At 52.4% G+C, this 23714-nt stretch carries 23 protein-coding genes and 1 riboswitch; of the genes, 12 read left to right on the top strand and 11 right to left on the bottom strand.

What is annotated here, in order from left to right; genetic code table 11:
* The first annotated feature begins 105 nt into the window (after positions 1 to 105).
* Positions 106 to 1404, top strand: a complete 1299-nt coding sequence (locus C2I18_RS11465) for a glycosyltransferase family 8 protein (protein ID WP_249901307.1) — start codon at positions 106 to 108, stop codon at positions 1402 to 1404.
* A 132-nt stretch (positions 1405 to 1536) separates the two neighbouring features.
* Here C2I18_RS11465 and C2I18_RS11460 read toward each other — a convergent pair whose 3' ends face one another.
* Complete coding sequence (locus tag C2I18_RS11460; RefSeq protein ID WP_249901306.1) at positions 1537 to 2301, bottom strand: alpha/beta fold hydrolase; 765 nt, start codon at positions 2299 to 2301, stop codon at positions 1537 to 1539.
* Between the two features lie 26 nt (positions 2302 to 2327).
* The gene (locus C2I18_RS11455) at positions 2328 to 3290 is read right to left on the bottom strand and encodes a peptidoglycan DD-metalloendopeptidase family protein (RefSeq protein ID WP_249901305.1); all 963 of its coding nucleotides are present in this window, start codon (positions 3288 to 3290) and stop codon (positions 2328 to 2330) included.
* Between the two features lie 289 nt (positions 3291 to 3579).
* Between C2I18_RS11455 and C2I18_RS11450 the strand changes: the two genes are divergently transcribed.
* From C2I18_RS11450 to C2I18_RS11420, 7 genes are all read left to right on the top strand, one after another.
* Entirely contained in the window at positions 3580 to 4365 is a 786-nt protein-coding gene (locus tag C2I18_RS11450) for a response regulator transcription factor (protein WP_249901304.1), read from the top strand.
* Between the two features lie 2 nt (positions 4366 to 4367).
* Positions 4368 to 6119, top strand: coding sequence for a sensor histidine kinase (locus C2I18_RS11445; protein WP_249901303.1), 1752 nt, complete (start codon positions 4368 to 4370; stop codon positions 6117 to 6119).
* 65 nt (positions 6120 to 6184) lie between these two features.
* Complete coding sequence (locus C2I18_RS11440) at positions 6185 to 6997, top strand: alpha/beta fold hydrolase (RefSeq protein ID WP_249901302.1); 813 nt, start codon at positions 6185 to 6187, stop codon at positions 6995 to 6997.
* Positions 6998 to 7086: 89 nt separating this feature from the next.
* On the top strand, positions 7087 to 7668 hold the full coding sequence (locus C2I18_RS11435) for an RNA polymerase sigma factor (protein ID WP_249901301.1): 582 nt from the start codon (positions 7087 to 7089) through the stop codon (positions 7666 to 7668).
* On the top strand, positions 7661 to 8479 hold the full coding sequence (locus C2I18_RS11430) for an anti-sigma factor (protein ID WP_249901300.1): 819 nt from the start codon (positions 7661 to 7663) through the stop codon (positions 8477 to 8479). Before C2I18_RS11435 ends, C2I18_RS11430 begins: the two co-directional genes overlap by 8 nt.
* 412 nt (positions 8480 to 8891) lie before the next feature.
* Positions 8892 to 9287: a tetratricopeptide repeat protein gene (locus C2I18_RS11425; protein ID WP_249901299.1), complete on the top strand. Its 396-nt coding sequence runs from the start codon at positions 8892 to 8894 to the stop codon at positions 9285 to 9287.
* 89 nt (positions 9288 to 9376) lie between these two features.
* Positions 9377 to 9487, top strand: a riboswitch (purine riboswitch).
* A gap of 83 nt (positions 9488 to 9570) precedes the next feature.
* Complete coding sequence (locus C2I18_RS11420; protein ID WP_249902086.1) at positions 9571 to 10521, top strand: EamA family transporter; 951 nt, start codon at positions 9571 to 9573, stop codon at positions 10519 to 10521.
* Positions 10522 to 10569: 48 nt separating this feature from the next.
* Here the strand turns inward: C2I18_RS11420 and infC are convergent, their stop codons facing one another.
* The 4 genes from infC to C2I18_RS11400 form a co-directional block, all read right to left on the bottom strand.
* Positions 10570 to 11088, bottom strand: coding sequence for a translation initiation factor IF-3 (gene infC, locus C2I18_RS11415; protein ID WP_249901298.1), 519 nt, complete (start codon positions 11086 to 11088; stop codon positions 10570 to 10572).
* 75 nt (positions 11089 to 11163) lie between these two features.
* A complete protein-coding gene (locus C2I18_RS11410; protein ID WP_249901297.1) occupies positions 11164 to 12894 on the bottom strand; it encodes a methyl-accepting chemotaxis protein in 1731 nt (576 codons plus the stop codon).
* Between the two features lie 178 nt (positions 12895 to 13072).
* A complete protein-coding gene (locus C2I18_RS11405) occupies positions 13073 to 14392 on the bottom strand; it encodes a sensor histidine kinase (RefSeq protein WP_249901296.1) in 1320 nt (439 codons plus the stop codon).
* Complete coding sequence (locus C2I18_RS11400) at positions 14392 to 15069, bottom strand: response regulator transcription factor (protein WP_249901295.1); 678 nt, start codon at positions 15067 to 15069, stop codon at positions 14392 to 14394. Before C2I18_RS11400 ends, C2I18_RS11405 begins: the two co-directional genes overlap by 1 nt.
* Positions 15070 to 15336: 267 nt before the next feature.
* Between C2I18_RS11400 and C2I18_RS11395 the strand changes: the two genes are divergently transcribed.
* Genes C2I18_RS11395 through C2I18_RS11385 form a run of 3 tightly spaced genes read left to right on the top strand, consistent with a single transcriptional unit; the run spans position 15337 to position 18988 of the window.
* Entirely contained in the window at positions 15337 to 16080 is a 744-nt protein-coding gene (locus C2I18_RS11395) for a polyphosphate polymerase domain-containing protein (RefSeq protein ID WP_249901294.1), read from the top strand.
* The gene (locus tag C2I18_RS11390; RefSeq protein ID WP_249901293.1) at positions 16073 to 16756 is read left to right on the top strand and encodes a DUF4956 domain-containing protein; all 684 of its coding nucleotides are present in this window, start codon (positions 16073 to 16075) and stop codon (positions 16754 to 16756) included. Before C2I18_RS11395 ends, C2I18_RS11390 begins: the two co-directional genes overlap by 8 nt.
* A gap of 21 nt (positions 16757 to 16777) precedes the next feature.
* On the top strand, positions 16778 to 18988 hold the full coding sequence (locus tag C2I18_RS11385) for a carbohydrate-binding domain-containing protein (protein WP_249901292.1): 2211 nt from the start codon (positions 16778 to 16780) through the stop codon (positions 18986 to 18988).
* A 436-nt stretch (positions 18989 to 19424) separates the two neighbouring features.
* Here the strand turns inward: C2I18_RS11385 and C2I18_RS11380 are convergent, their stop codons facing one another.
* The 5 genes from C2I18_RS11380 to C2I18_RS11360 all read right to left on the bottom strand — a co-directional run bounded on the left by C2I18_RS11380 (position 19425) and on the right by C2I18_RS11360 (position 23028).
* Positions 19425 to 19703: a hypothetical protein gene (locus C2I18_RS11380; RefSeq protein WP_249901291.1), complete on the bottom strand. Its 279-nt coding sequence runs from the start codon at positions 19701 to 19703 to the stop codon at positions 19425 to 19427.
* A 27-nt stretch (positions 19704 to 19730) separates the two neighbouring features.
* Positions 19731 to 20957: a multi-tm2 domain protein gene (locus C2I18_RS11375; protein ID WP_249901290.1), complete on the bottom strand. Its 1227-nt coding sequence runs from the start codon at positions 20955 to 20957 to the stop codon at positions 19731 to 19733.
* 21 nt (positions 20958 to 20978) lie between these two features.
* Positions 20979 to 21428: a hypothetical protein gene (locus C2I18_RS11370; RefSeq protein ID WP_249901289.1), complete on the bottom strand. Its 450-nt coding sequence runs from the start codon at positions 21426 to 21428 to the stop codon at positions 20979 to 20981.
* A complete protein-coding gene (locus tag C2I18_RS11365; protein ID WP_249901288.1) occupies positions 21421 to 21957 on the bottom strand; it encodes an RNA polymerase sigma factor in 537 nt (178 codons plus the stop codon). The genes C2I18_RS11370 and C2I18_RS11365 overlap by 8 nt, the downstream gene beginning before the upstream one ends.
* A 156-nt stretch (positions 21958 to 22113) precedes the next feature.
* Complete coding sequence (locus C2I18_RS11360) at positions 22114 to 23028, bottom strand: phosphatidate cytidylyltransferase (RefSeq protein WP_249901287.1); 915 nt, start codon at positions 23026 to 23028, stop codon at positions 22114 to 22116.
* Between the two features lie 124 nt (positions 23029 to 23152).
* Here C2I18_RS11360 and C2I18_RS11355 point away from each other — a divergent pair, with 124 nt between their 5' ends.
* On the top strand, positions 23153 to 23692 hold the full coding sequence (locus C2I18_RS11355) for a hypothetical protein (RefSeq protein WP_249901286.1): 540 nt from the start codon (positions 23153 to 23155) through the stop codon (positions 23690 to 23692).
* Positions 23693 to 23714: the final 22 nt, after the last annotated feature.

Raw genomic sequence — 23714 nt, 5'->3', positions numbered from 1 at the left:
GGGAATAGTCCAATCCAGTTATCAGGGTAAACATACACTTAAAGTAGTCAAATGCATCAGGTAACTATGCAGCAGTACAATTTTAAGGGTAGGTGATCCTTGAGAATGATTGAGTTGGTTCTGACGATCAACGATAAGGACGGAAGCTATACGGAGCATGCGGGGGTTGTGCTGGCCTCGGTCTTCGCCAATACCGCACATAAAATCAATGTACACATTGTACATGACGATTCCGTCAGTGAAGAGAACAAACTAAAGCTTAACCAGCTGACCGATTCATTCGGGCATAACATCCACTTTTATCATGTTACGGTTCCCCACGATTTGTATGAAGTGGCATCGGGCGTGCATAAAATCAACTTCTGGACGATGGCGAGCATGTACCGGCTGCTGCTGCCGCTGTTTATCCACTCGGAAAAGGTTATTTATCTGGACTGCGACATTCTGGTCAATATGGATATTAACGAACTGTGGAGCATTGATCTGGGGGACCGCTATCTGGGTGCAGTCATCGACCAGGGCCAGAATCTGATGGAGTACTTCGTTTCGCTGGGGCTGAGTGCGGAGCTGTATTTTAACTCAGGAGTTATTCTGTTTCATCTGGATAATATCCGTGCCAAACAGACCTGGTATGAAGAAATGCTGGCTTTCCTCCGTCATTTCCCGACCGTCACGATGCCTGACCAGGATGTCCTGAACGCGATCTACAGCTCCAACTATCTGCAGCTGGATTTACGTTATAACACGTTCGCTCATTCCGATCTCGATTTGGATAATAAAATCGTCCATTTCGCCGGAGACAATAAATGGTGGGATTCCGATTCTCCGGCAGCCTGGCTGTATTATAAATTCCTTGCGATGACGCCATGGGCGAGGGAAGTGGTGCAGGAGCAGGCTTCCGAGCCGGAGCAGGTCAATATCGTATTTGATCCGCCCCCTGTGCAGCCGGAAGAAGCGTATGAGCCGCCGCCTGTACCGGAAATTCAGCATGTAGACACCCCGCCGCCGCCGTTTCAGGAACCGGTTATTCTGCCGCCGCCTCTTTTGCCCCAGTTCACAGCTGCTGCTCCGGAAATCGTGCCGCCTGTCCTGGAGAGCACTCCGGTGAAGGTGAAGCCGCATAGACGCAAGCACCGCAGCTCACGGCTGCGCAGATTGCTGAGATTAAGAAAGAAACTGCGGCTGCGGAGAAAACTGAAGCTGAAGCTGAGACGCAAAAAAGCCCTGCGTGCGAAATACCGTACCAAAAAGCGCATCAAACTGATTAAACGCCGGTATGTAAAAAGAAGAAGGGCGCTGCTGGCGGCCAGAAAAAGACTGGCGCTGATCAGAAGGAAGAAGCTTCATGCCCGGAAAAAAGCTGTGCCTGTCAAAAAAATCCACCGTGTAAGACGTACGGCGTAAGAGAATGCAGAGCGGCCTGCCCGGTTATCCGGGCGGACCGCTGCTGATTGTACAGTATACGCGGTACTCAAGCCTTTGCTCCAGGAGCAAAGGCTTTTTTGCAGTAATTATTGACCGCGATCCGGCCAGATTCTAATTCTGGTGATGTCTCACCATGGCAAGACACTCCTTAACGGCCTGTATAACAATTTCAGGCTCGGAGAGCTGAGGAAAATGTCCGCTGCGGGAAGCAGTGATAAGTCGGCTCTGGCTGCTAAGCTGCAGGAAGTCCTGCTGATGGGCAGTTCTTAGACGGTAGGCCTGCTCCGGCATCATCGGCGGTTTTTTGCTTCCGGCGACTACCACCAGCGGGATATCCGGGAACGGGCCGGCCTCCCCGATCTGCCGGACCGTATCCTCTACAAAGTTAACTTCGCCCCATTTTTTGTGCGGGGAGAGGCGGTCAACTGTCCGGAGCAGCCGGTTCAGGGTCCGGATGAATCCGTTCTGGGTGTCATTGATAAGCAAGTCCTGCGGGTGGCTGGCTTCAAGCAGGACTAACCCGGCGGTTTCACCGGGATACTTCCGGGCAAACAGATTTGCGTACAGTCCTCCCAAGGAGTGGCCTGAAAGCAGATAAGGCGGACGGACTCCTGCTGCCTGAAGCAGCTCTCTAAGCGTGTCCAGGACAGCCTGACCGTGCTGGGGCCCTGAAGGCTTGCCGCTTTTTCCAACCCCGAACCGGTTATAGGCTAAAACGGAGGTATCCCCGGCCAGTTCGTGGAACACGTTATACCATCCTTCAATCGGACCGCTTCCCCCGTTGATCAGAATAACGGCAGGCGCTCCTTCACCCGAGCAGGCGTACTCCAGGCGGCCGCTAGGCAGCTGAATCATTTTCCTCTGAATAGGCTTCATTATTCACCTCTTTACCAGTATACCTTCTAAGGAGTTGCTGCTCCCCCTGTTACGGTCCGGCCTCTGACCGGCTGCAGATTGTCGTTCCACCGGATATTCAAGGAACGGGAGCTGAACAGGTCGGCTCCGTCCGATACCTGAAAATGCAGATGCGGCTCGCTGGAATTTCCGGAGTTGCCGAGCTGCCCGATGACATCGCCGGTTTTGACCTGATCGCCTTTCTTAACGGTCACGGAACTCTGTTTCAAATGTGCCAGAAAGCTGTACTCCCCGCCATGGTCAATCACTACGGCATTGCCTGCAGGGACCTTCTCATTCATCACGCCTACCGGCGAGTTATCCGGGATGTCATTTACCACTTCCGTTACTACTCCATCGGCGGGAGCAATGACATCCTTGCCGAAGGCATGATAGCTCTCATTGATCAGAGGATCTCCTGTATAGGAATAACCGTCTACTGCCTGCACAAAGTCATAAGCGTACCGCTGGCTTACGTGTTCATAGTGGTAATTGTCCAGCACATTGCTGCCGCCCCAGAATACGAGCCACTCTCCGTTAAGCGGCAGGGTAATGGCAGTCTTAGTCCGCGCCCCGTCTGTTTCGGGATAGGCAGCAAGGCCTGTAAGCTGCAGGCCAAGAATTATACCCTCCTCATCAAAGACGGCAGTGATTCCTTTGTCACCGGCATCACTTCTCCAGGACCGCTGCTCTGTGCCGTTTAGGGTCAGATTCGAAGAGGGCTCAAAGGACTGTACACCTTCAATGAATGAAGTCCCCATCTCTGCAACCTGCGCTTCACTGACCTGCTGTTTGAATTCAGGGCTGAACCGTGCATAGATTCCGCTGAAGTTATTTTTTAAGAGGGCCTCAGCCAGATTCTCCGGCTGAACGGTACTGTCATTCCTGTCACTAACGGCAGAGGCTGAGGGTGATGCGGTGTTCTCAGCCGCCTGTGTGTTCTGTGCTGATGCTTCCGGGTTGTTATTCAATGCCTTCTCTCCTCCACATGCAGATAATATAAGTATCATGACCGTACTTCCCGCTATTAACTGTCCAATTCTCCCCATATAACGATTCCTCCTGCTGGTTATTGTCTTTCTACCACCTCCTTCAGTGTACATGGGCAGTATTTCCGTGATTATAACATCTGCTTAACCCTTTCTTAATTTTGGCGGGACAAAGAGGCTGCAAATTAAGCTTCTGTTAAGGCAAGGTTTCGGTTCTGACCGGGCAACTCATGGTATGATAATGGCGATTACCGGTTAAGGGGGAAACGGTGTGAAGAATGCTGCTATTCTGCTGGTCGATGATGAAGAATCCATTGTCGGACTTATAAAAACAGTGCTGCATAAGGAAGGGTTCACCAATATTGATTCGGCAGGTACAGGCGAAGCCGCTATACAGGCCTGTCAGGCCAAGGTATACGATCTGATTGTGCTGGATGTAATGCTTCCCGGGCGAAGCGGGATTGAAATCTGTCCCTTTCTCCGGCAAACGACAAATGCGCCGCTGCTGTTCCTGTCCGCACGTGTCTCTGATTTTGACAAGCTTACCGGCTTTGCCGTCGGCGGCGATGATTATATAACCAAACCGTTTAACCCGCTGGAGCTGGTAGCCCGGATCAGCTCACAGCTGCGCCGTTATCTGGGCCTGGCCGGAGGTCCGAATGTTCAGGTTCCTAATGACAGCGGAGAGCTTATTTCCGACAAGGACCGTGAGGGCCAGGTTCAGCCCAACATCCGCTATGACTATGGAAGGTTTCAGGTCGATGAGACAGCGGGTGAGCTGAGAGTGGAGGGAGAAGTCATACCGTGCCCGGCGCTCGTGTTTCAGCTGCTGCTGTTTTTCTGCAAGCATCCCAACAGGCTGTTCACCAAAAGCGAACTGTACGAACGGGTATGGGGCGAGTCGGCACTGAGGGACGACAACACGGTTATGGTACATATTCACCGGATTCGTGAACGGATCGAGGTTGAACCTGCAAATCCGCAGTACCTGGTTAATGTCAGGGGTCTCGGGTACAAGCTGGTACAGCGCAGCGGGAGGGTCAAGAGACAGTCATGAAGATGAAAAGGCGACTAACGCTCAGGTTCGTGCTGCACTCGGCGATTGCCGGATTCAGCGTACTGCTGATTGCAGCCGTCACGGTCTTCTGGGTGCTGGAACGGCTGGCAGAGGTTAACTTTTCCGATAATTTTGCCTCATTCGGCCTGGAGCAGCTTGTAGAATCGTCCGAGCTGAGAGAAGACGGCATCCGGTTTGATCCGGAGCTGCTGAATCAGGTTAAGCAGAATCACGGCTGGCTGCAAAGTCTGGATGAGAGCGGAAGCGTGGAGCAGTCCTACAATACTCCTGCCGATGTCCCCCAGCAGTATCTGCCGGGTGAACTGATGGCTTATTGGCGGATGGAGCTTGATTTTCCTTATGAAATTTATTTATGGATGCAGGAAAAGCACGGACGGATGTACACGCTGCTGTACGGGGAGCCCAAGGTAATTGAACCCTTGCTGAAGGAAGCGGCCGCAGGGCCATTTTCTTATGAGGGCGGCAGGCTTAAGCTGCCTGAGGGGACCGGGAGCCGGGTTAAAGCCCTCGGGGGGTATGTACAGCTGCTGGATCCGCAGGGTCATGAGCTGGCCTCTCTCTACCGTCCGGACACAGTACCGGCAGTATATACTGTGCAGGAGCTGGCATTACGCACTGTGTATACAGAAAGATACGGTTACCGCATGTTATTCCGCTATGATGAGGCAACAAGCCTGACCTGGGTGGTAGGGCTGCCGTCAGGGGCGAACCGGACGTCCTCCGAACAGTCCTTTATCTCTGCAGAAATGAGGATTGTACTTACCGGCATCGCAGGGATGCTTGCGGCCATTCTGCTGGTGTTCGCCCTGCTGGCCTTCCTGAACGCACACCGCTTCGGTGCCCCGATGCTGCATATGCTGGACTGGCTCGATTCGCTCGGGCGGAGAGCTTATGCAGAGCCGGCAGACCGCAAGGGGCGACCGCGCAGCAGGCAGCAGTCGGGCAGGTGGAAAAGGCGCTATCATACCTTTGCCGATGTGCTGCTCTCGGTCGAGAAGCTCTCCGGCATTCTGCGGCGTGATGAGGAGCTGCGCCGGGAGACGGAGACGCTGCGGGAAGAATGGATTACCGGCATTACCCATGATCTCAAAACACCGCTCTCCTCCATCAAAGGATATGCCCATCTGCTTGCCGAGGAGACCTACGACTGGTCTGCGGAGGAAGTCCGCAAATTTTCCGGCATCATGCTGGAAAAGTCCGCGCATATGGATCTGCTGATCAGTGATCTGGCCATGACGTACCGGTTGAAGTCGGGTATCCGGGCTCCGCATTTGGAAGCTGTAGAGATGAATGCCTGGTTGGCCGGTGCGCTGGAGCAGGCGGCAGCGAATCCCGGGTACGGGGAGAACAGGATCATCTGCCAGCCGGCGGACAAGGAGATTATTCTGCAGATTTATCCTCCCTGGATGGAGCGGGTAGTCGGCAACCTGACTGCCAACGCCCTGCTGCATAATTCGCCGGACACCCGTTTAACCGTAACGCTGGCAATGCAGGATAACGGCGGTATAGCTATTATTTTCCGGGATAACGGACAGGGGATGGATGAACATACAGCGGCCAATTTATTCGAGCGGTATTACCGCGGGGGCGACACGGCTTCGACGGCAAATGGAACGGGGCTCGGCATGGCGATTTCCAAAGGGTTAGTTGAGGCTATGGGCGGCACAATTAACGTGGTTTCTGCTCCGGGCGAAGGCACGGAGATTATTCTTGGCTGGAACTATAAAGTCTAGGACGGCAGCCTGCGTCATACACTGGACTGGTCTAAAGAGATGCTGATCATAAACGGGGGGATAAAATGGGACAGCTGACGGAACGGAAGCATTCCTTTCAGGGGACAGAGGTGTACTATTATACAACCGGCAATCCGGATGGAGAGGCCATTGTGCTGCTGCATGCCGCTTATAGTGACCATCATATTTTCAGGGAGCAGTTCGGAGCGTTAGGCAGCCAGTATTTTCTGATCGCCATTGATATGCTTGGCCACGGAAGCACCAGGGCAGAGAAGTCCAACCTGGATTTCAGCCATATGCCGGAGATTATCCATCACATCCTGTCAGAAAATAAAGTGGCTAAAGCCCATCTGCTGGGCGTATCCCTCGGATCGCTCGTTGCGCAGGCTGCAGCATGCCAGTATCCGTCCATAGTCCGGTCAGTCTGCATCGTCGGGGGATATTCCATCCATAAGGACAACAAGGACATCCTCAGGAAACAGAGGAAGGAAATGCTGCGTTCACTGATTTATATTATTTTCTCCATGGAGAAATTTAAAAGTTACGTAGTGGAAACGGCAGTACACTCGGAGAATGGAAAGGAAGCCTTCCGGGAGGGTATCCGGCACTTCACCAGGCAATCCTTTAAGGCCATGGGGGGAATGGGCAAGCTGTTCAGACCGGCAGTGGAACCTGCAGAATATCCGCTGCTGATCGTATGCGGAGCATATGATCTGGAGCTGATCCGGACAGCCGGCCAAAGATTACAGAGACTGGAGCCGAAATCCCAATATGCTGAAATCAGCGGCGCCGGACATTGTGCAAATATCGACAATCCTGCTGCTTTTAATCAAGTGTATCTGGAATTTATCCGGTCCCTGTCCTTGGATCCAAGTTGAGCCTCTTAACAAAAGGGGGTATACTCAGTGAAATGTAAGGTAATCAAACACTCAGCGTAGAGGTGACAGAGGAAAAGGGAGGACTGAAAGTGAACGATGCAGCTTACGACGGGCAGTTGATTGAACGCATAGCGCATAAAGACTCGGATGCCCTCGGCAAGCTATATGACCGGTATGAACAGGTTATTTACAGCTTTGCCTGCCAGATTGTGAAGGATCCGCGAGCAGCCGAGGAGGTTATGCAGGAGTTGTTCCTGAGGATCTGGAAAAGTGCAGGGCAGTCAGATGCTGCCCGGAGCCAGCCCTCAGCCTGGATGTTCGCAGTGACGCGCAGTATCGCTCTGGAACATCTTCACAGGCAGAGACCGGCAGAAGACCAGCCGGACGGGGAGACAGAGGTGCCGGAGATGGCCGCTGTTCCTGAGGACATAACCGAAGAGCAGGCAGAAATGCTTATGATTGGAGAACAGGTCAGGGAAGCGCTGCGCGAGCTGAGCCGGGATCAGCAGCAGGTGCTTGATCTGATTTATTATCAGGGGCTTACACAGCAGGAGGCAGCCGATTTTGCATCCATTCCGCCAGGTACGGTGAAAAGCAGGGTCAGAATGGCGATGAGACAGCTTAGAAAAAGACTGATCCGCCTGGGAAGGAGGGAGCATGCACATGACTGAAGAGTTTGAGCAGGAATCTGTATGTGAACTGGCAGAACTATATGCTCTGGATGCCTTGACCAGAGAGGAAATGGAGAAATTTGAGGATCATGCGGAGGAATGCGGGGACTGCCGGAAGCTTGTAAGCGAATACCGTGCTGTGCTGGACCTGCTTCCGCTTGGTTCTCCGCGGCTCGTGCCGCCTCCGGGAATGAAAGCGCGTGTATTGTCCCGGATGCTGCAAGCGGATCCTCCGCCTCCTCCGGCAGAACCCCCTATAGATAAGGAACCGGCTAAGATTGTTCCCGCCGGGCCGGTTGTGAAGACCGAGACCCGGAACAGCGTACCGCCAAAGCGGATTCCCCTATGGCGGTATGTAAGCCTTGGTCTCGCTGCTGCGGTGCTGGGTCTGATTATTTATAACGGACAGCTGCGGCAGGATGTGGAGCGGCTGGAGGGTCAGGCGGCCCCGGGCACAGCGGCAGCGCATGAGCTGAAGGTGAATGAGTCAGCCCGGCTTAGTCCGGGAGCGGAGGGGAATACCGCAAGCGGCATGGCAACCATTGCTGCCGGCAGCGGAAGCAGCCATCTTGTAGTACAGGCGGAGAATCTGCCGGAGCCTACAGGAACTGAGGTCTACCAGGTATGGCTGATCAAAGGGGACAAGCCGCAGAACGCGGGAACCTTTGTGCCGCTTGACGGAAGCGGGGCGCTCTATTATTCGTTCCAGCCGCAATCTTACGATACGGTAATGATTACGCTTGAGCCGGACGCTGGCGGGGACACCCCGCGGGGTGAGACCGTGCTTACTGCACCGATTAAGAACGGGTAACCCTATAAAAGCTGCGATAAAGCTCCCTCGGTAGAGGGGGCTTTGTCTTTTGCCGGGCGCTAAGTGGAATTCCTCCAGCTAATTCTCCGGCAAATACCCGGATTGCACTGCTAACCGGAATAACTCCCTTTAATTGTACCGGATTCGCCTCCAAGGGCAGGTAACCGCCGAAATAAAGGGAGGATTTCCAACTAATCATCACAAATGATGCAAAAGGATTAGATTAGGTGGAGGAAATCCAACTACATATTTTGAAGCATGCCCTTAAAGCAGATAGATACGGTTACAGCTGATTTTCCGGATATATTGGAAAAACCTGCGTCAACAATGGTAAAGTATTTCTTATGAGGATACTCAGAAACACAAGGGATCTTTTAATCCTATTTTTACCTATAACCGGGAGGCGTCAGGAATGAGAAGTGAGCTTATTGCACAATTGAATGCTTGGCATGAAGAGGATGAATTTCAACAAATCGTAGACCGGATCAAGGAAGTGCCCACACCGTTAATCGACGATGAACTGGCCGTTCATTTGGGGAGAGCACTGAATAATCTGGAACGTTATAAGGAAGCGCTTAAATGGTTCATGAAGATTGATGAAAAGGAAAGAAACAACCCGCTTTGGCACTTCCGTGTAGGTTATGCCTATTACTATCTGGACCGCAATGAGGAAGCTGTAAAAGAGTTTGAGATCGCACACAGCATGGACCCTGAAGATGAAGATATCCTGACTATGCTGGAGTGGAGCCGGAATGAAGCTGCGGCATCTCCTGCTGCCGGGGACGAGGATGAAGAGTCTGATTCCTAAGCGGAATGGCGGCTGCAGCACCCGATCTGCGGATATCCGGGGATTGACACTGCCTCACTTGCCCTGTAATATATGAAAAGTCGTCATGCAAATTAATCATATAATGTTCTCGTATAACCCCGCAGCCGTAAGGCATCAACAGGGCGGGGGTTTCTACAGGAAGCCTATACTTCCTAACTACGATGATAAGCCCAAGAAAATTGGCGCTTGTCTCCGGAGTTAGGATTTTTTGCGTATTACGGCAGATTCATAGTATTCAGGAGGCAAAACAGATATGAAAGATATGAAGTACTTACTTTCCGTGCTGGTCGGTGCGATGAGCTATGGAATTTTATCTACAATTGTTGTTCTGGCTTACGGGGAAGGGTACCAGCTGGGTGAAGTGGTCGGTACACAGCTGCTGACCGGCTGTATACTGGCCTGGCTGCTGGCTCTATACACCAGGGTAAAAGAAACGCGGAAACAGCGGAGCCAAGGTATCACGAAAGCCGCAGCCAAAAAGGCATTACCACGGATGACCTGGAAGCAGCGGCTTCTGCTGATGATGGCCGGAGCGCCGACGGTGGTTACCGGTCTGCTGTATTACCAGTCTCTGCGCTACATTCCGGCTTCACTGGCCATTATTCTGCTGTTCCAGTTCACCTGGATCAGCGTGCTGATTCAGGCCGTCAGCAAACGCCAGCGTCCGGATAAAATTACGGTCCTGACCCTGCTGCTGCTGTTCGGAGGAACCCTGCTGGCTGCAGGTGTGCTGGGAGAAGGTGCAGCCGGGTTCAATATGCTGGGCATTGCACTGGGACTGCTGTCTGCCGTCAGCTACTCGATGTTCATTATCTTCAGCGGCAAGGCTGTGCCGGCAGTGCATCCGGCATACCGGAGTGCCTGGATGGTTACAGGCGGATTTGTGCTGCTGTGCATTTTATTCCCGCCGTATTTCTTGTTTAACGGTCTCCTGTGGGGCCAGCTGCTGCTGTTCGGCTTCCTGCTGGGGCTGTTCGGAGCGTTCATTCCGCCGGTGCTGTTCGCAATCGGTGTCCCGCATATCGGAGGGGGCATGGCCGGAATTCTCGGTGCAGCCGAGCTGCCGGTAGCGGTGCTGCTGTCCTCATTCGTGCTGAAGGAGCATGTGAGCGGGCTGCAATGGGCAGGGGTCGTGCTGGTGCTGCTGGGAGTTGTACTTCCGGAGCTGTATAACATGCGGAGGAGAGGCCTTAAGACCGTTACCTCAGCATAAAATGTGGATATAATTAAAGGCAGCCTGGATTCCCAGGCTGCCTTTAGTTTACCGCGGATTCACCTTGACCTGTGAGCCCTTGCCGCCCGTCTGGATGCCGGTTTCCTTCACACCGGCTTCCTTAAGATCGGCAAGCAGCCGCTCGATGACTGCCTTGGAAGCCGCAGCTTCCTTCGCACCTGAAGCTTTGACCACGAGCTGTACCGGTTTACCGGAACGAAGATGCTTGTCCGCCTGGCGCAGCTTGGTCTCATAGTCATGATCCTCAATATGCGCGGTGAAGCGCAGCTCCTTGACCTTTTCTTTGCCGCCTCCGCCCGCAGCTTTGCCTGCGCTTGCCTTCCGGGCTGCAGCATTTTCTTTCTGTGCTGCCGCCTTTGCCTTGCCTTTGGCCATCAGGCTGCAGGGCGGCGGGCTGCTCATAAGCGAAGTGCACACGAGATCGGCACCGGCCGAACGGGCCATGGCAAGCGCCTCCTCTCTGGAGACGACGCCAAGCTTTTCGCCTTTCAAGCCTGTAAGGACAACCTCGGATGCCCTGATTTGTTCATTGATGAGTACTGCCACGATAAATGATGCCTCCCGGTAGTATTGATGTACATATCATATACAGAACGCATCCGGATTTCAATTTCAGAAGACTTAAACCGTGAACCTCTCAAGAGACTGCTGCATGTCTGCCGAAGCCTTCCCCAGTTCTGCAGAAGAATTGTTAATGCTCTCAATCCCCTTCAGCTGTCCTGCAGTTGCCGAGACTACCCGGCGGGTATGGGCGCTGGTAGTCCGGGCAATCCCGCTGATATTGGTGACAGATGCGGTGATCTGCTCGACTCCAGCTGACATCTGCTCCGAGGCTGCCGCCATTTCCTCCGTCTGGGCAGAGATTTGACCGCTCGTCAGCAGAATCTCCCGGAAATTGTTCTCGGTCACCCGGGCCACCTCCAGTCCCTTCCGGGCTTCACCGACCATGCGGGCGATTGCCTCCGTGGAACGCTTCATGCCGCCTTCCATCTGCCCGATCAATGCCGCGATCTGCTCTGATGATTTGCCGGACTGTTCAGCCAGCTTCCGTACCTCAGAGGCTACTACGGCAAAGCCGCGGCCATGTTCGCCTGCTCTGGCTGCTTCAATCGAAGCATTTAACGCCAGCAGATTGGTCTGGCCGGAGATTCCGGTGATCACCTCCAGAATCCCGGCAATTTCCTGTGATTGTCCGTCAAGCTGGTGCATGATTTCATCAGCCTCCCGGGCTGAAGCATGAATATTGTCCATTTGCTGAACGGTGTCATTGACATAACGGGCGCCCGACTCCGCCTGCTGCCTGGAATGGCGGGCGGATTCTGATATCTCTGAGGCGCTCTCAGCAATCCGCTGCACGCCCACGGAGACCTCTTCCATCGCCTTCAGATTCTCTGCAGTGCTGAACGTCTGGATCTCGGCGCCGCGGGCAACCTCATCGATTGCTGCAGCGATCTGCTTCGATTCTGCCGAGGTCTGCCCGGCAATCTCCATGATGGAGGTTGTAGAAGCAGCTACCTTGGCTGCATTATCCATCCCGTGCCGGATCAGCCCCTGCAGGCTCGTTTTCATCTGGTTGAAGCTGTGAACCAGGTCACCGATCTCATCCTGTGCACGGTCCTTGACTACGACGGTGAAGTCACCGCTGCCTGCACGCTGCAGTGCCGCGGATACGCTTCCCAGCCGCTTGCTCATCCGCCGGATATAGAACAGCAGGACGGCAACTGCAGCAGCAATGGCAATAATCATTACGCCTATGAACTGCTTCACAAATGAAGAGATAATGACATCGATGATGTCCTGCGGGGCACCTACATAGAAAATTCCGATAATGTCACCGCCGGCGTTCCGGATAGGCCGGTAAGCGGACTGATAGGTTTTACCGACCACATTAGCCTCGCCGTAATACTGCTCCCCCTTGTTCAGCACGGCTTCCCCAACCGTCTCCGACACCTTGGTTCCGACTGCCCGTTCCCCGTCTATCATGACATTGGTAGCCACCCGTTCATCATGCTGAAAGATCGTTACCGTATCTCCTGTCAGCTGTCCGATCTCGTCGACCAGCTCATTATTGCCGGATATCCGGGCTGTGCCTTTGTACAGACTGTTGTCCCTGACAGCCCAGTCCCCCGGGTATTTATAATCCAGCAGTCCTCCGGCCAGCTCCAGGTCGCTTTTGGCTTTTTCCCGGGCAAAGGCTTTAATCCCACCCTGCATTTCATGAATAACCACATAAACTACGGCCGCCGAAAAGACTAACAGTACTCCGATTACAATCAGGCTGATCTTGGTGCCAATGCTTCGTGCTTTCACGCTTTTATCACTTCTCCACTTCAGGCTCAAGTTGTCGAACAAAGTCGACATATCTGACTATTTTATCGGCAGAAAGCGAAGAAAGCTTTAAATTTTAAATAAAATTTCCGGTTGATACGGGAATGGGCAAAGGGTACCAGGGAGAGGCCCTTTACACGGCGAAAAACGCCCGTTTTCTGAAAATAACCGGGCGTTTTGCTGAATATAACAAAGATTTTTTCTAACCGAGCTGCACATAAAACGTAGCGGATTCCCCGACTACACTTTTGGCATAAATTTTGCCTTTGTGATGCTGCTCCACAATCGATTTGGCGATTGCCAGCCCGAGGCCGTGGCCGCCTAGCTTGCGGGCCCGTGAAGTATCTGTACGGTAGAAGCGGTCGAAGATGCGGTTCAGATGCTCAGGCGCAATGCCTTCGCCGGTATTGGTGACGGACAGCAGCACATCGTTATGCTGTTTGCGCAAGGAGAGGGTAACCTCGCCCTTCGGACCCGTATATTTTACCGCATTGTCCAGAAGGATCATTACGACCTGCTTGATCTGCTCGCTGTTGCCGTGCACAGTCAAATCCGGCTCAATATCATATTCCAGCACGACATTCTTCTCGAAGATTACGGCCTCCATCGTCAGGATGATATTCTCCACCGCTTCACTGATGTTGAACGGCGCATGGATCATGCCGGTGCGGGAATCATCCATCTCCGTCAGATAGAGCAGATCATTCGTCAGCTTGGCCATCCGTGCGGTCTCTGATTTGATATAGTGCAGCCACTTGGACTGCTGAAGAATGGTATCTTCCCCGTTGGCGAGCAGCACATCGGCATTCGTATTAATGATAGCCAGCGGCGTCTTCAGCTCATGGGAGGCATCGGCGATGAACTGTTTCTGCTTGTCGAAGGCTTCCTGTACGGGCTTAATAGAACGGTTCGCAAAGTAGCGGCTGGTGAAGAACAGAATAACCAGCATGACGAGGCCGACAAGGGTGAAGGTATAGATCAGATTCGTGAGAATCTTTTGCCGGGCGGTAATGTCCAGGAAGACAAGCATGTGCCCGTCAGCGGTCGGGTTGGATTCAAAGGCCCAGAGACTGCCGTCCAGCTCGAACCGCCCTGTAGGGGTGTCCATGTCTACCGCTTCCTGCAGCGCCTGCGCATAAAATTCATCGTCCATGCTGAACTGTGAAGCCGGTGTACCGGTCTGCTTCCACTCGTTATCTGTTTCAATCATGAAGGAGATGGAACGCTCCGGCGGCGGATTGCCACCGCCCATTCTGCCGAAGGCCCCGCTATCCAGACGCGGCATGCCGCCGTCTATCCCCGCTTCAGCAGCGCCACCGGTACCGCCGTCAATTCCTCCGCCGCGGTGCTCGCCGATGCCCGGCTTCTGGAAGGCTTCGGTAATCCGCTGGAGGTCCATATTAATATCATTGCGGACGTTCAGATAGTTAATGATATAGATGGTAGCAAACGCAGCCAGCATCATTACGGAGATGGTCGCCAGGTTTACGATTAAGAAGCGGTTTCTGAGCTTTTTGAACATCAGGCATTCACCTCTAGGACATAGCCGACGTTACGGATCGTGCTGATGCGTACCGCTGATCCCAGGAACGTAAGCTTTTTACGCAAAAAAGAAATATAGACCTCGACATTGTTATGCTCGGCTTCGGAATCAAAGCCCCACAGCTTCTCAATGATCTGCTCCTTGGAGGTAACCGACTGTTTGCGTACGATCAGCAGCTCCAGCAGCTCATTCTCCTTAAGGTTAAGCTTCATTTCTTTGCCTTTCACTGACAGCCGCAAATTCGTCGTGTTCAGCTCCAGATCCCCGAATTTCAGCGCATCATCCGGCAGCACCTCGCCTTTGCGCCGCAGCACCGCCCGCATTCTGGCCAACAGCTCTTCTGATGAAAAGGGCTTGGCAATATAGTCATCCGCCCCGTAGTCCAGGCCTGTTACCATATCCGCAGTTTCACCCTTTGCAGTCAGGAAGATCACGGGTGTCGCTATACCTTGGGTCCGCAGCGTCCGCAGCAGGCTGATCCCATCCATCTCCGGCATCATGATGTCGAGCAGCAGCAGATCATAGATCCCGCTCAGCGCGTAATCCAGGCCTGTTCTGCCGTCATGGACTGCGTCTGCGGAGTAGTTATGCTTTTTCAGGATTTGGGTCACGGCCTCGGCCAGGTGCACCTCATCTTCTACGATCAGTATTCTCATTAGTCAGTCATCCCCTGCTTGTGCTTGATTGGTAAGTTCTTAAGCTTACGCCATTATAACAACATTACCTTTAATGAAACTTAATGAATTCTTTTTTCAGGACAAATTATAAGCCTTCTACTATATATCAAACCAATTGTTAACTCCGTGTAAAAAAATCAGAACCATGTAAAACCATTTAAGATTCACTAAAGGTTCGGACGCTAAGATACATTCATAAGCCAAGTGCGGCACACGAAACACTGAACCAGAAAGGATTTGAACCCCATGGCGATCGAGGTATTCAACCGGTACGAGAACAAATATCTGCTTGATAATGAGTCGTATCTCAAAATCTATAATGAGCTGCTTGAATATATGGAACCGGATGATTTCAACAAACAGCATGAGTTTTATTCCATTACTAATCTGTACTATGACACACCGAGCAATACGCTGATCCGCAACAGCCTGTCGAAGCCCAAGTACAAAGAGAAACTCCGTCTCAGAGCCTACGGTGTTCCGGATAAGGATTCGAAGGTCTACCTGGAAATCAAGAAGAAGGTCTTCGGACTCGTCAACAAAAGAAGAACATCGCTTAAGCTGCATGAAGCTTACGATTTTGTCCGCACCGGCATCCCGCCGGAATACAAGGACTACATGAACAAGCAGGTGGTTGAGGAAATCAGGTACTTCCTGAGCTGCTACGATCTGAAGCCGATGGTGTATCTGTCCTATGACCGAAAGGCGCTGTTCTGCAAAAATAACCGGGATCTCCGCATCACCTTTGATACGAATATCAGAAGCCGGCGGTGTGATCTGAATATGGAGCACGGCACCTATGGCGAGCTGCTGATGGAGCCGGGACAATGGCTGATGGAAGTCAAAGCCGAGAAGACCATTCCGGTCTGGCTGTCCAAAATGCTCTCCGAACACCAGATGTACCGGACCAGCTTCTCCAAATACGGCAATGAATACAAAAAAATGCTGAGAAACAGCAAAGTAGAAAGCGAGAGTGCACTGTATGCTTGATTCCATTTTTACCACCGTTTCCGATACTGCGGCGCTAACTTTTGGAAATGCGGTTCTGACCATCCTGATCTCCCTGGTGCTCGGGGCAGCGATCAGCCTGACTTATATGAAGACCAGCCCGGCCGGTTATTCGCAAAGCTTCACCTTAACGATGGTGCTGCTGCCGGTCATTGTAGCCATCATCATTCTCCTGATTGGCAGCAACGTGGCCAGAGCGTTCAGCTTGGCGGGAGCGTTCTCGATCATCCGCTTCAGAAGCGCGCCCGGCGATCCCAAGGATATCACCTTTGTCCTGTTCACCATGGCCTCCGGGCTTGCCTGCGGCGTAGGTGCATTCGGATATGCTGTCCTGTTCACCATTATTCTCTGCATCATCATGTTTATCCTGAACCGCACAGGTTTTGGCGTCAGAAAAACGATGCAAAAGACACTGAAGGTCACCATCCCGGAAAATCTGGGCTATGAAGAAGCCTTCGCCGAAGTATTTAACAGATTCAATGTCGCTTATGAGCTGAAAAAAATACGTACGACCGAGCTTGGCAGCCTGTATGAACTGGTCTACAGCGTCACTCTCGATGAACACATCAGCCAGAAGGAGTTTCTGGATGCGATCCGTACCCGCAACGGGAATCTGGATCTGTCGCTGACAATGAGCCCGACGACCACAGAATACTAAAAGCTGAAGGGATGGATTACAATGAGTAAATTAATTTTAGGAAGTAAATTAGGCATGGTTCTGCTGCTGGCAGCTGCGGTGACCGCATGCTCTGCAGGGAACACGGCAAATCAGTCAGCTTCAGCTGCCACTACGGCAGCAGTAACGGCAGCAGCCCAGAGCGGGACATCAGGAAATGTCCAGCTGGCCTATGTCAAAACAGCCGATCTCGTGAGCTTTGATGAAGAGGATACGGCTACAGCGTGGAGTGCAGACAGCACAACTGCAATTACACTGAATGGTACCGGTGCAACCGTGAGCGGTTCCGGGGCGGCAGCTTCCGGCTCTGCGGTAACCATTTCGGCCGGAGGGACCTATGTTGTCAGCGGTACGCTGAATGACGGACAGCTTATCATTGATGTTCAGGACAAAAGCAGCGTTCACCTGGTGCTGAACGGTGCTGCGCTGACCAATAAAGACAGTGCACCGGTCTACATCAAGGAAGCCGGTAAGGTGATCATGACTCTGCAGGAGGGTACAAGCAATTCTGTTACAGACGGAGCCAACTATGTATTTGATGATGCATCGACTGATGAGCCGATTGCGGCGATCTTCAGCAAGGCGGATCTGACTATTAACGGTACAGGCAAGCTTACAGTGGCCGCTAACTATAAAGACGGAATTACAAGTAAAGACGACCTGAAGATTGTATCCGGCACAATTGAAGTCAAGGCTGCCGATGACGGGATTGTCGGTAAGGATCTGATCGCTGTACAGGATGGCAGTATTACGATTAATGCAGAGGGTGACGGCATCAAATCGACGAATGATGAAGATGCGGAGAAGGGTTTCATTGCGATTGCCGGCGGAACCTTTGATATTACCGCTGCGAATGACGGAATTCAGAGCGAAACGTCACTGGTCATCGACGGCGGTACGTACAACCTGATTACCGGCGGAGGCAGTGCCAATGCCGAAGTGAAGACAGGCGACCAGGGCGGTCCTGGCATGGACGGCGGTATGGGCGGTAAAATGGGCGGCGGAATGCGCGGACAGGCTCCGGGAGCTGCACCTGCCGGGGAGGGTACAGCAGCTGCACCGGCAGGTGTACCTGCGCCACCGGCAGACATGCCGGAACCGCCAGCAGATATGCCGGAGATTCCTGATGATGCAGCCGCTGATTCCGCAGCAGTCAGCGGATCTGCAGCTGCGGCCGATACTGCTGCTGCAGCTGCAACAGAGACAGAATCCACCAGTGCGAAAGGGCTGAAAGCCGGCGGCGATCTTACCGTTAACGGCGGCAGCTTCACGATTGATTCTGCCGATGATTCGGTACACAGCAACAGCAATGTCTCCATCACAAACGGTGATTTGCAGATTACGGCTGGTGATGACGGCATCCATGCGGACAGCCTGACAGCCATCAGCGACGGAGTCATCAATATTACGAAAAGCTACGAGGGCATTGAAGGCGGGAACATTACCATCTCCGGCGGCGAGACACATGTAGTAGCATCTGATGACGGCGTCAACGTAGCAGGCGGCAGCGATACTAATGCTGATCAGGCCACGGGCGGAGCCGGCCAGTTCGCAAGCTCCGGCAGCGGAATGCTGACGATCAGCGGCGGTACATTGACTGTAGATGCTGCAGGTGACGGACTCGATTCGAACGGTTCGATTCTGATGTCCGGCGGTACTGTAATTACCAATGGTCCCACCAATGACGGCAATGGCGGATTGGATTATGACGGCACCTTTGAGACTACGGGCGGTTATCTGGTCGTAGCAGGCAGTGCGGGAATGCTGCAGGCCCCAACGGACACATCCAGCCAATACTCGGTCGCCATGACCTTTACCGAATCACAGGAGGCCGGTCAGCTGGTCAATTTGAAGGACAGTGACGGCAATACCATTGCAACCTTCGCGCCATCCAAGAGCTACCGGTCGATTGTTATCAGCTCTCCTGATCTTAAGCAAGGCGGTTCTTACACACTCTCCACTGGCGGATCTTCGACCGGCACAGCCGTAGACGGCCTGTATGCAGACGGTGCTTACAGCGGCGGTACGGAAGTAGTGTCCTTCGAAATCTCAGGCATCACTACCTGGCTCAATGAATCCGGAGTCACCACTGCCACCCAAGGTATGGGCGGGGGCGGCCGGGGAGGCTTCGGCGGAGGCACCAGACCTGAGGGCGGCCGGGGAGCAAGACCTGATGCAGCAGCGACAGAAGACACTGGCACCAGCCCGATGTAAGCGGGAAGGCCCATAAAGAAGCAGCACGTCCCCGGAATAAGGGACGTGCTGCTTTGTTATTCCCTGATGGGAACTGCGTACATAATTGCAGCGGATGCAAATGGTGCGGGTCTGTTGATTCCCATGAAAAGGTAGATATGAGGCGGTTCGATTGGCTGATTTACAGTACCCTTCTGCAATGCGGCAAGGTCTGCTTCAGTGAGCGGCTGTAAGAGGTTAGTGGGAATTACTCCACCTAATCCGGTCCTTTTTCAGCATTTATGAGCTTTAGTTGGAAATTCTCCAGCTATTTGGGTGGATAATGGTCTTTAGCGACTATTTCAGTACATTTAAGTGGACTTTTTCCCGCTAAAATTACAATGCTCATATTTACCAGAGGATTAGGTGGAGAAATTCCACTTAGCTGGAGAGGCTGCCGGCTTGAAGTTCGCTGCACTCATTCCCCAGACCCTGACTCTTTGCGTTCCATAATGCGGTCCACGTATAACTTTGCCTGGAGAAGGTCCAGCCCGGCCGCCTGTCTGACATGCTTTATGATCTCAACGTTGGATTTCCCCTGCGCAAGCATAGTCCTGACCTCATCGTCCAGTTTGGAGTCCATGCTGGCGGCCGGGAAATGAGTTAGTTTACTCTGCAGCCTGCTTACTTTGTTCTGCAAAATGAAAATGTAAACCACTAATAACAGAATGATAATCAAATAATAGATTTCAGACATCGATGATAAACCTCCTGCTGTCTCTGCTTATTTGAGCGGATCACGAAAGTTCGGGGCTTCGGCTTTCCGCTCCAGGTCCCTAAGAAACGCCTCACCGTCGTGATTCTTTTTCCGTGACTTCAGCAGCAAATGGATGCCCCCGCCAATCAGCAGCAGCGAAACGACGATCGTGTTCATATTAGACTGTACCTGATGAATGACATAATAGAATTGTCCGCCGAATTCCGGGAGCACGAGCCGGATCAGGATATAGTAAACGCCGAGGAACAGGAGCGCAAAGCCGACCCAGCCCTGATACCGGGTCCAGCTCTCGATCACGGGCTTGTCATACAGCACCTCTTTGCCGTATTTGCTGCTCTGCTGCAGGCCGTCAAAAAAGCTGTAAAACCATATAACCGGAATAAGAAACAGGAACAAGGAGAGGTTCATCAAATCCAGGATATAAATGCTTCCGAGGAAGATCAGCATAAGCTGCAGGCCTCTTTTTTGCAGTCCGAGATACATATGTCCCGCTCCGGGAAAAGCTGCCAGCAGAGTCGCGAACACCTTGCTTCTCTGGCCGGTGCTTCTGCCGTGCTCAAGCTGTTCGAATAACGTCTTGTCTTCCAGCATCTCGCCAGCCTGCTTGCGGCTCACATGCTGGACCGCATCGAACATGCAGTACAGCCACATGACCGGCAGCAGGAGCAGGAAGACGAGGAAGATCTCCCGGCCGGAAATGGCAGCAACAAAGAACAGCATGACCGCAAGCCCGAAGAACCCGATAAGAAAAGATAAACCGCGCTGTAAAAGGCCTAAATGCAAATGCCCCAAGCCGGGGACGAAGGATAAGAGAATCGTATAAAACCGCTCGCTGTCCCTGCCCTGTCCCCGCCCTTGTTCAGGATACACATAGCTCTCAGGCGGAGGATAGCCGAACGGCGGCTCAAATGTTCCTTCCGGCTGACCCGGCATCTGGCTGTGATAATGGGGATAATACGGATATTGCGGATAATGTGCCGGAACATCCGGTTCCCGCAGGAGCTTGATCACCATATCAAACATGCTGATCATCCACAGGACCGCAGCCATAAATAAGAAAAATAGCGCGACATCCTCCTCCCCGTCCACCCCCAGAATAAAGCCGAATCCGGCCAGCCCGAAAAAGATAAAGCCGTAAATAAACCCCTTCACACGGCTTCTATAATAGTAATGGCCCAAACCCGGTATCATGTTTAGCAGAAAAGCCATCATTTTGCTGCGGTTATGCTGCATGCTGGTTCCATCCTTCCATGTTTATTTTCTATAAGGCTCTGGTTTCATTTCATCCAGCCATCCGGTTGCTTTCTCCACCATCTTCTCACTGTACGGCTGCTGTATTCCGGCATTCAGCTCCAAATGTCCGGGTGCGAGCCAGTCAAATACGCCAGTGGAGAGAAACAGCAGGGTGATGGAGGCTGCGACAGTATAATGGAGCATTTTATGATGAAGCAGGCCTTGTATACGGAAGCGTGTGCGCTTCTGCGGTACGGTCTCTGCATCCGGAGGTGCAATTCGTGCCATTACCTGTTCTGCAAAAGAATCCTGATCCGGCAGTGACGACACCGGGAATTGTGCCAAGGCACTCAGATAGGCGTCCAGAGCTTCCTGATCCTCAAGAAGCAGTTCATCTATGCCGTCCCGCTCCTTATCAGACATTTCTCCCTGTATATATCTTTTCCAGTCCTGCTGATCACGGTTATTCATGCCACGAGGTCTCCTTCCAGTGTGTTCTGATCCACTGCCGCGCCCGGTAAAGTCTCGACTCTACGGTTTTGACCGCAATCTGCGAGTGCTCAGCAATCTGTTCATAGTTTTTGCCGTTCAAATAAAAGTCTACGATAATGTCCCGGTGCTGCGGGGGAAGTGACGATATTTTCTGCAAAAGCATGTCCTTCTGCTCTTTTTTCATCAGCTGATGTACAATGTCGGCCTGAAGGTCGGGGATGTGGAGAACTCCATCGTCCGGTCCGTTAACCTCCGCTGCTCTGCGGTTCAGCCTTCGTTTGGCATCTATAGCCTTGTGCAGGGCAATGCGGGTAATCCAGGTTTTGAAGCCTTCCGAACGGTACTGGGGGAGAGATTTAAAGATTTGCAGAAAGGCTTCCTGTGCGGCATCCTCCGCTTCCTGCGCCTGGTGAAGTACAGAGTAGGTCACCTGGTATATATGCCTGCCATAGGTGTCAATAATTTCACGGAATCTGGCATGGTCACCCTTTACGATTTGATCGATCAAGCTCGCTTCATCAATGACTTCTCTCCTCCTTCCCCACCCCAATAGACGAACCCTTTTTACGAAACCCTGCACTTTCCTGAAAAAAATAATCCATAAAAAATAGACACCCTTATCAATAAGGAATGTCTATTATAAACAACTCACATGAATGGAAGGTTACATAAAATCAAAGAAATAACGGATGACGTGGAAAAATACCGGCGAGGTGTAGGCCAGACTGTCGACCCGGCTCAGGTAGCTTTTGCTCAGGGCGGCGAACTTGTCGTCATCCCCGATCAGCAGGTCCCGCTTGAGTACGGATACGGTCAGGCTGCCGAAAAACCCGCTAAGGCTGATCAGCATTCCGGACAGAAGGCCGAACAGCGGCGTAAGCGGCGTAAGATACGGATAAGTCAGATACGATACCGCGGCCGTTACAATAAAAGCACAGATAAAGCCCTCCCAGGTCAGGCTGGGGTTGGCTGTGGGGACGATTTTTCTTTTGCCGAAATAGATGGATGCCAGGTAGTGGACTGCATCATTAAGCTGTGTCAGCACGACCAGGAACAGCACCAGTCCCGCCCCGTACTCCGGAGTGGCAAACTGGAAATAGGCGAGGTGGCTGAGCCCGAACACCATGAGCATAAGGCCCCACTGGGTGGAGCTGACGCTGCGCAGAAATCCGAGCGTACCTTTGTTGATCACACGCGGAAGCGGCAGCAGCAGAAAAACATAGACGGGTATAAAAACAATAAACATGCCGTACCACTCGATATAGATCCAGTAGAACTGCAGCGGAATCGACAGATAGGCCCACAGGAACAGCCTGCGGTCGGCTTTTCGCGTACGGATCATGGAGAAATACTCCTTGAGCGAGAAGAAGCTGAGGGCCATCAAGGACAGCAAAGAGACGACGGGATTGAACAAGGTGGCCAGGCAAAAAACAAAAAGCATGCCCCACCACGTCTTGATACGGAAGCCGATGCCTGTATAGTCTTTGTCCTTCTGCAGCTTGCTGACCAGCGCATACATGAGATGGATTACCGACAGGGCGGCAAAAATAAGCACTAATGTTAACAGGGACCTGTTCACCAGCAAATCACCAACTTATCAGGAGATAGGATCCCATAAAAGGGATCTTATGTTAAGATATCTAAGGATACAGCTTTTTCATTATGAAGGAAACCTTCAAACTTGATAAGGGGAAATTTTGGAAATGGCAGAGGAATGCTCAGTTTATATCCTGCTTACAAATACCGGAACGCTGTTTACGAGACTCATTCAAGGCTACACAAGAGCGCCGTATAATCATGCTTCGATCTCCTTTAACCGGGAGTTGTCCGAGCTGTACAGCTTCGGGAGGAAGCACGCGAACAACCCGCTGAACGGCGGATTTGTGCGGGAGGATATCAAGACAGGCACATTCAGCAAATACCCGAATACGACTTGTGTCCTCTATGAGCTGAAAGTGTCCGGACGTGAAGTGGAAAAAATGAAGCGGGTGCTGCACATTTTTATCCGCAGCCGCCAAAAATATCTGTATAACATTCTCGGTGTGATCGGCATTGCGCTCAAGGAGCCGGTGGAGTTCAGCAATTCATACTTTTGCTCACAGTTTGTTGCGGAAATTCTGGACCGGTCGGGGATCAAGCTGTGGAATAAGCTGCCTGCACTGGTGACACCGGATGACTTCCGGCAGAGCAGCCGGCTGCGGCTGGTGTACGAAGGGAAATTAAGTGAATATAGTACAACTTAGCCTTCCCGGGGAAGGCTAAGAG

The sequence above is a fragment of the Paenibacillus sp. PK3_47 genome (assembly GCF_023520895.1).
Taxonomy (GTDB): Bacteria; Bacillota; Bacilli; order Paenibacillales; family Paenibacillaceae; genus Paenibacillus_AQ.
Note: the sequence above shows the minus strand (reverse complement) of the source record. Positions and strands in the feature narration are given on the sequence as shown.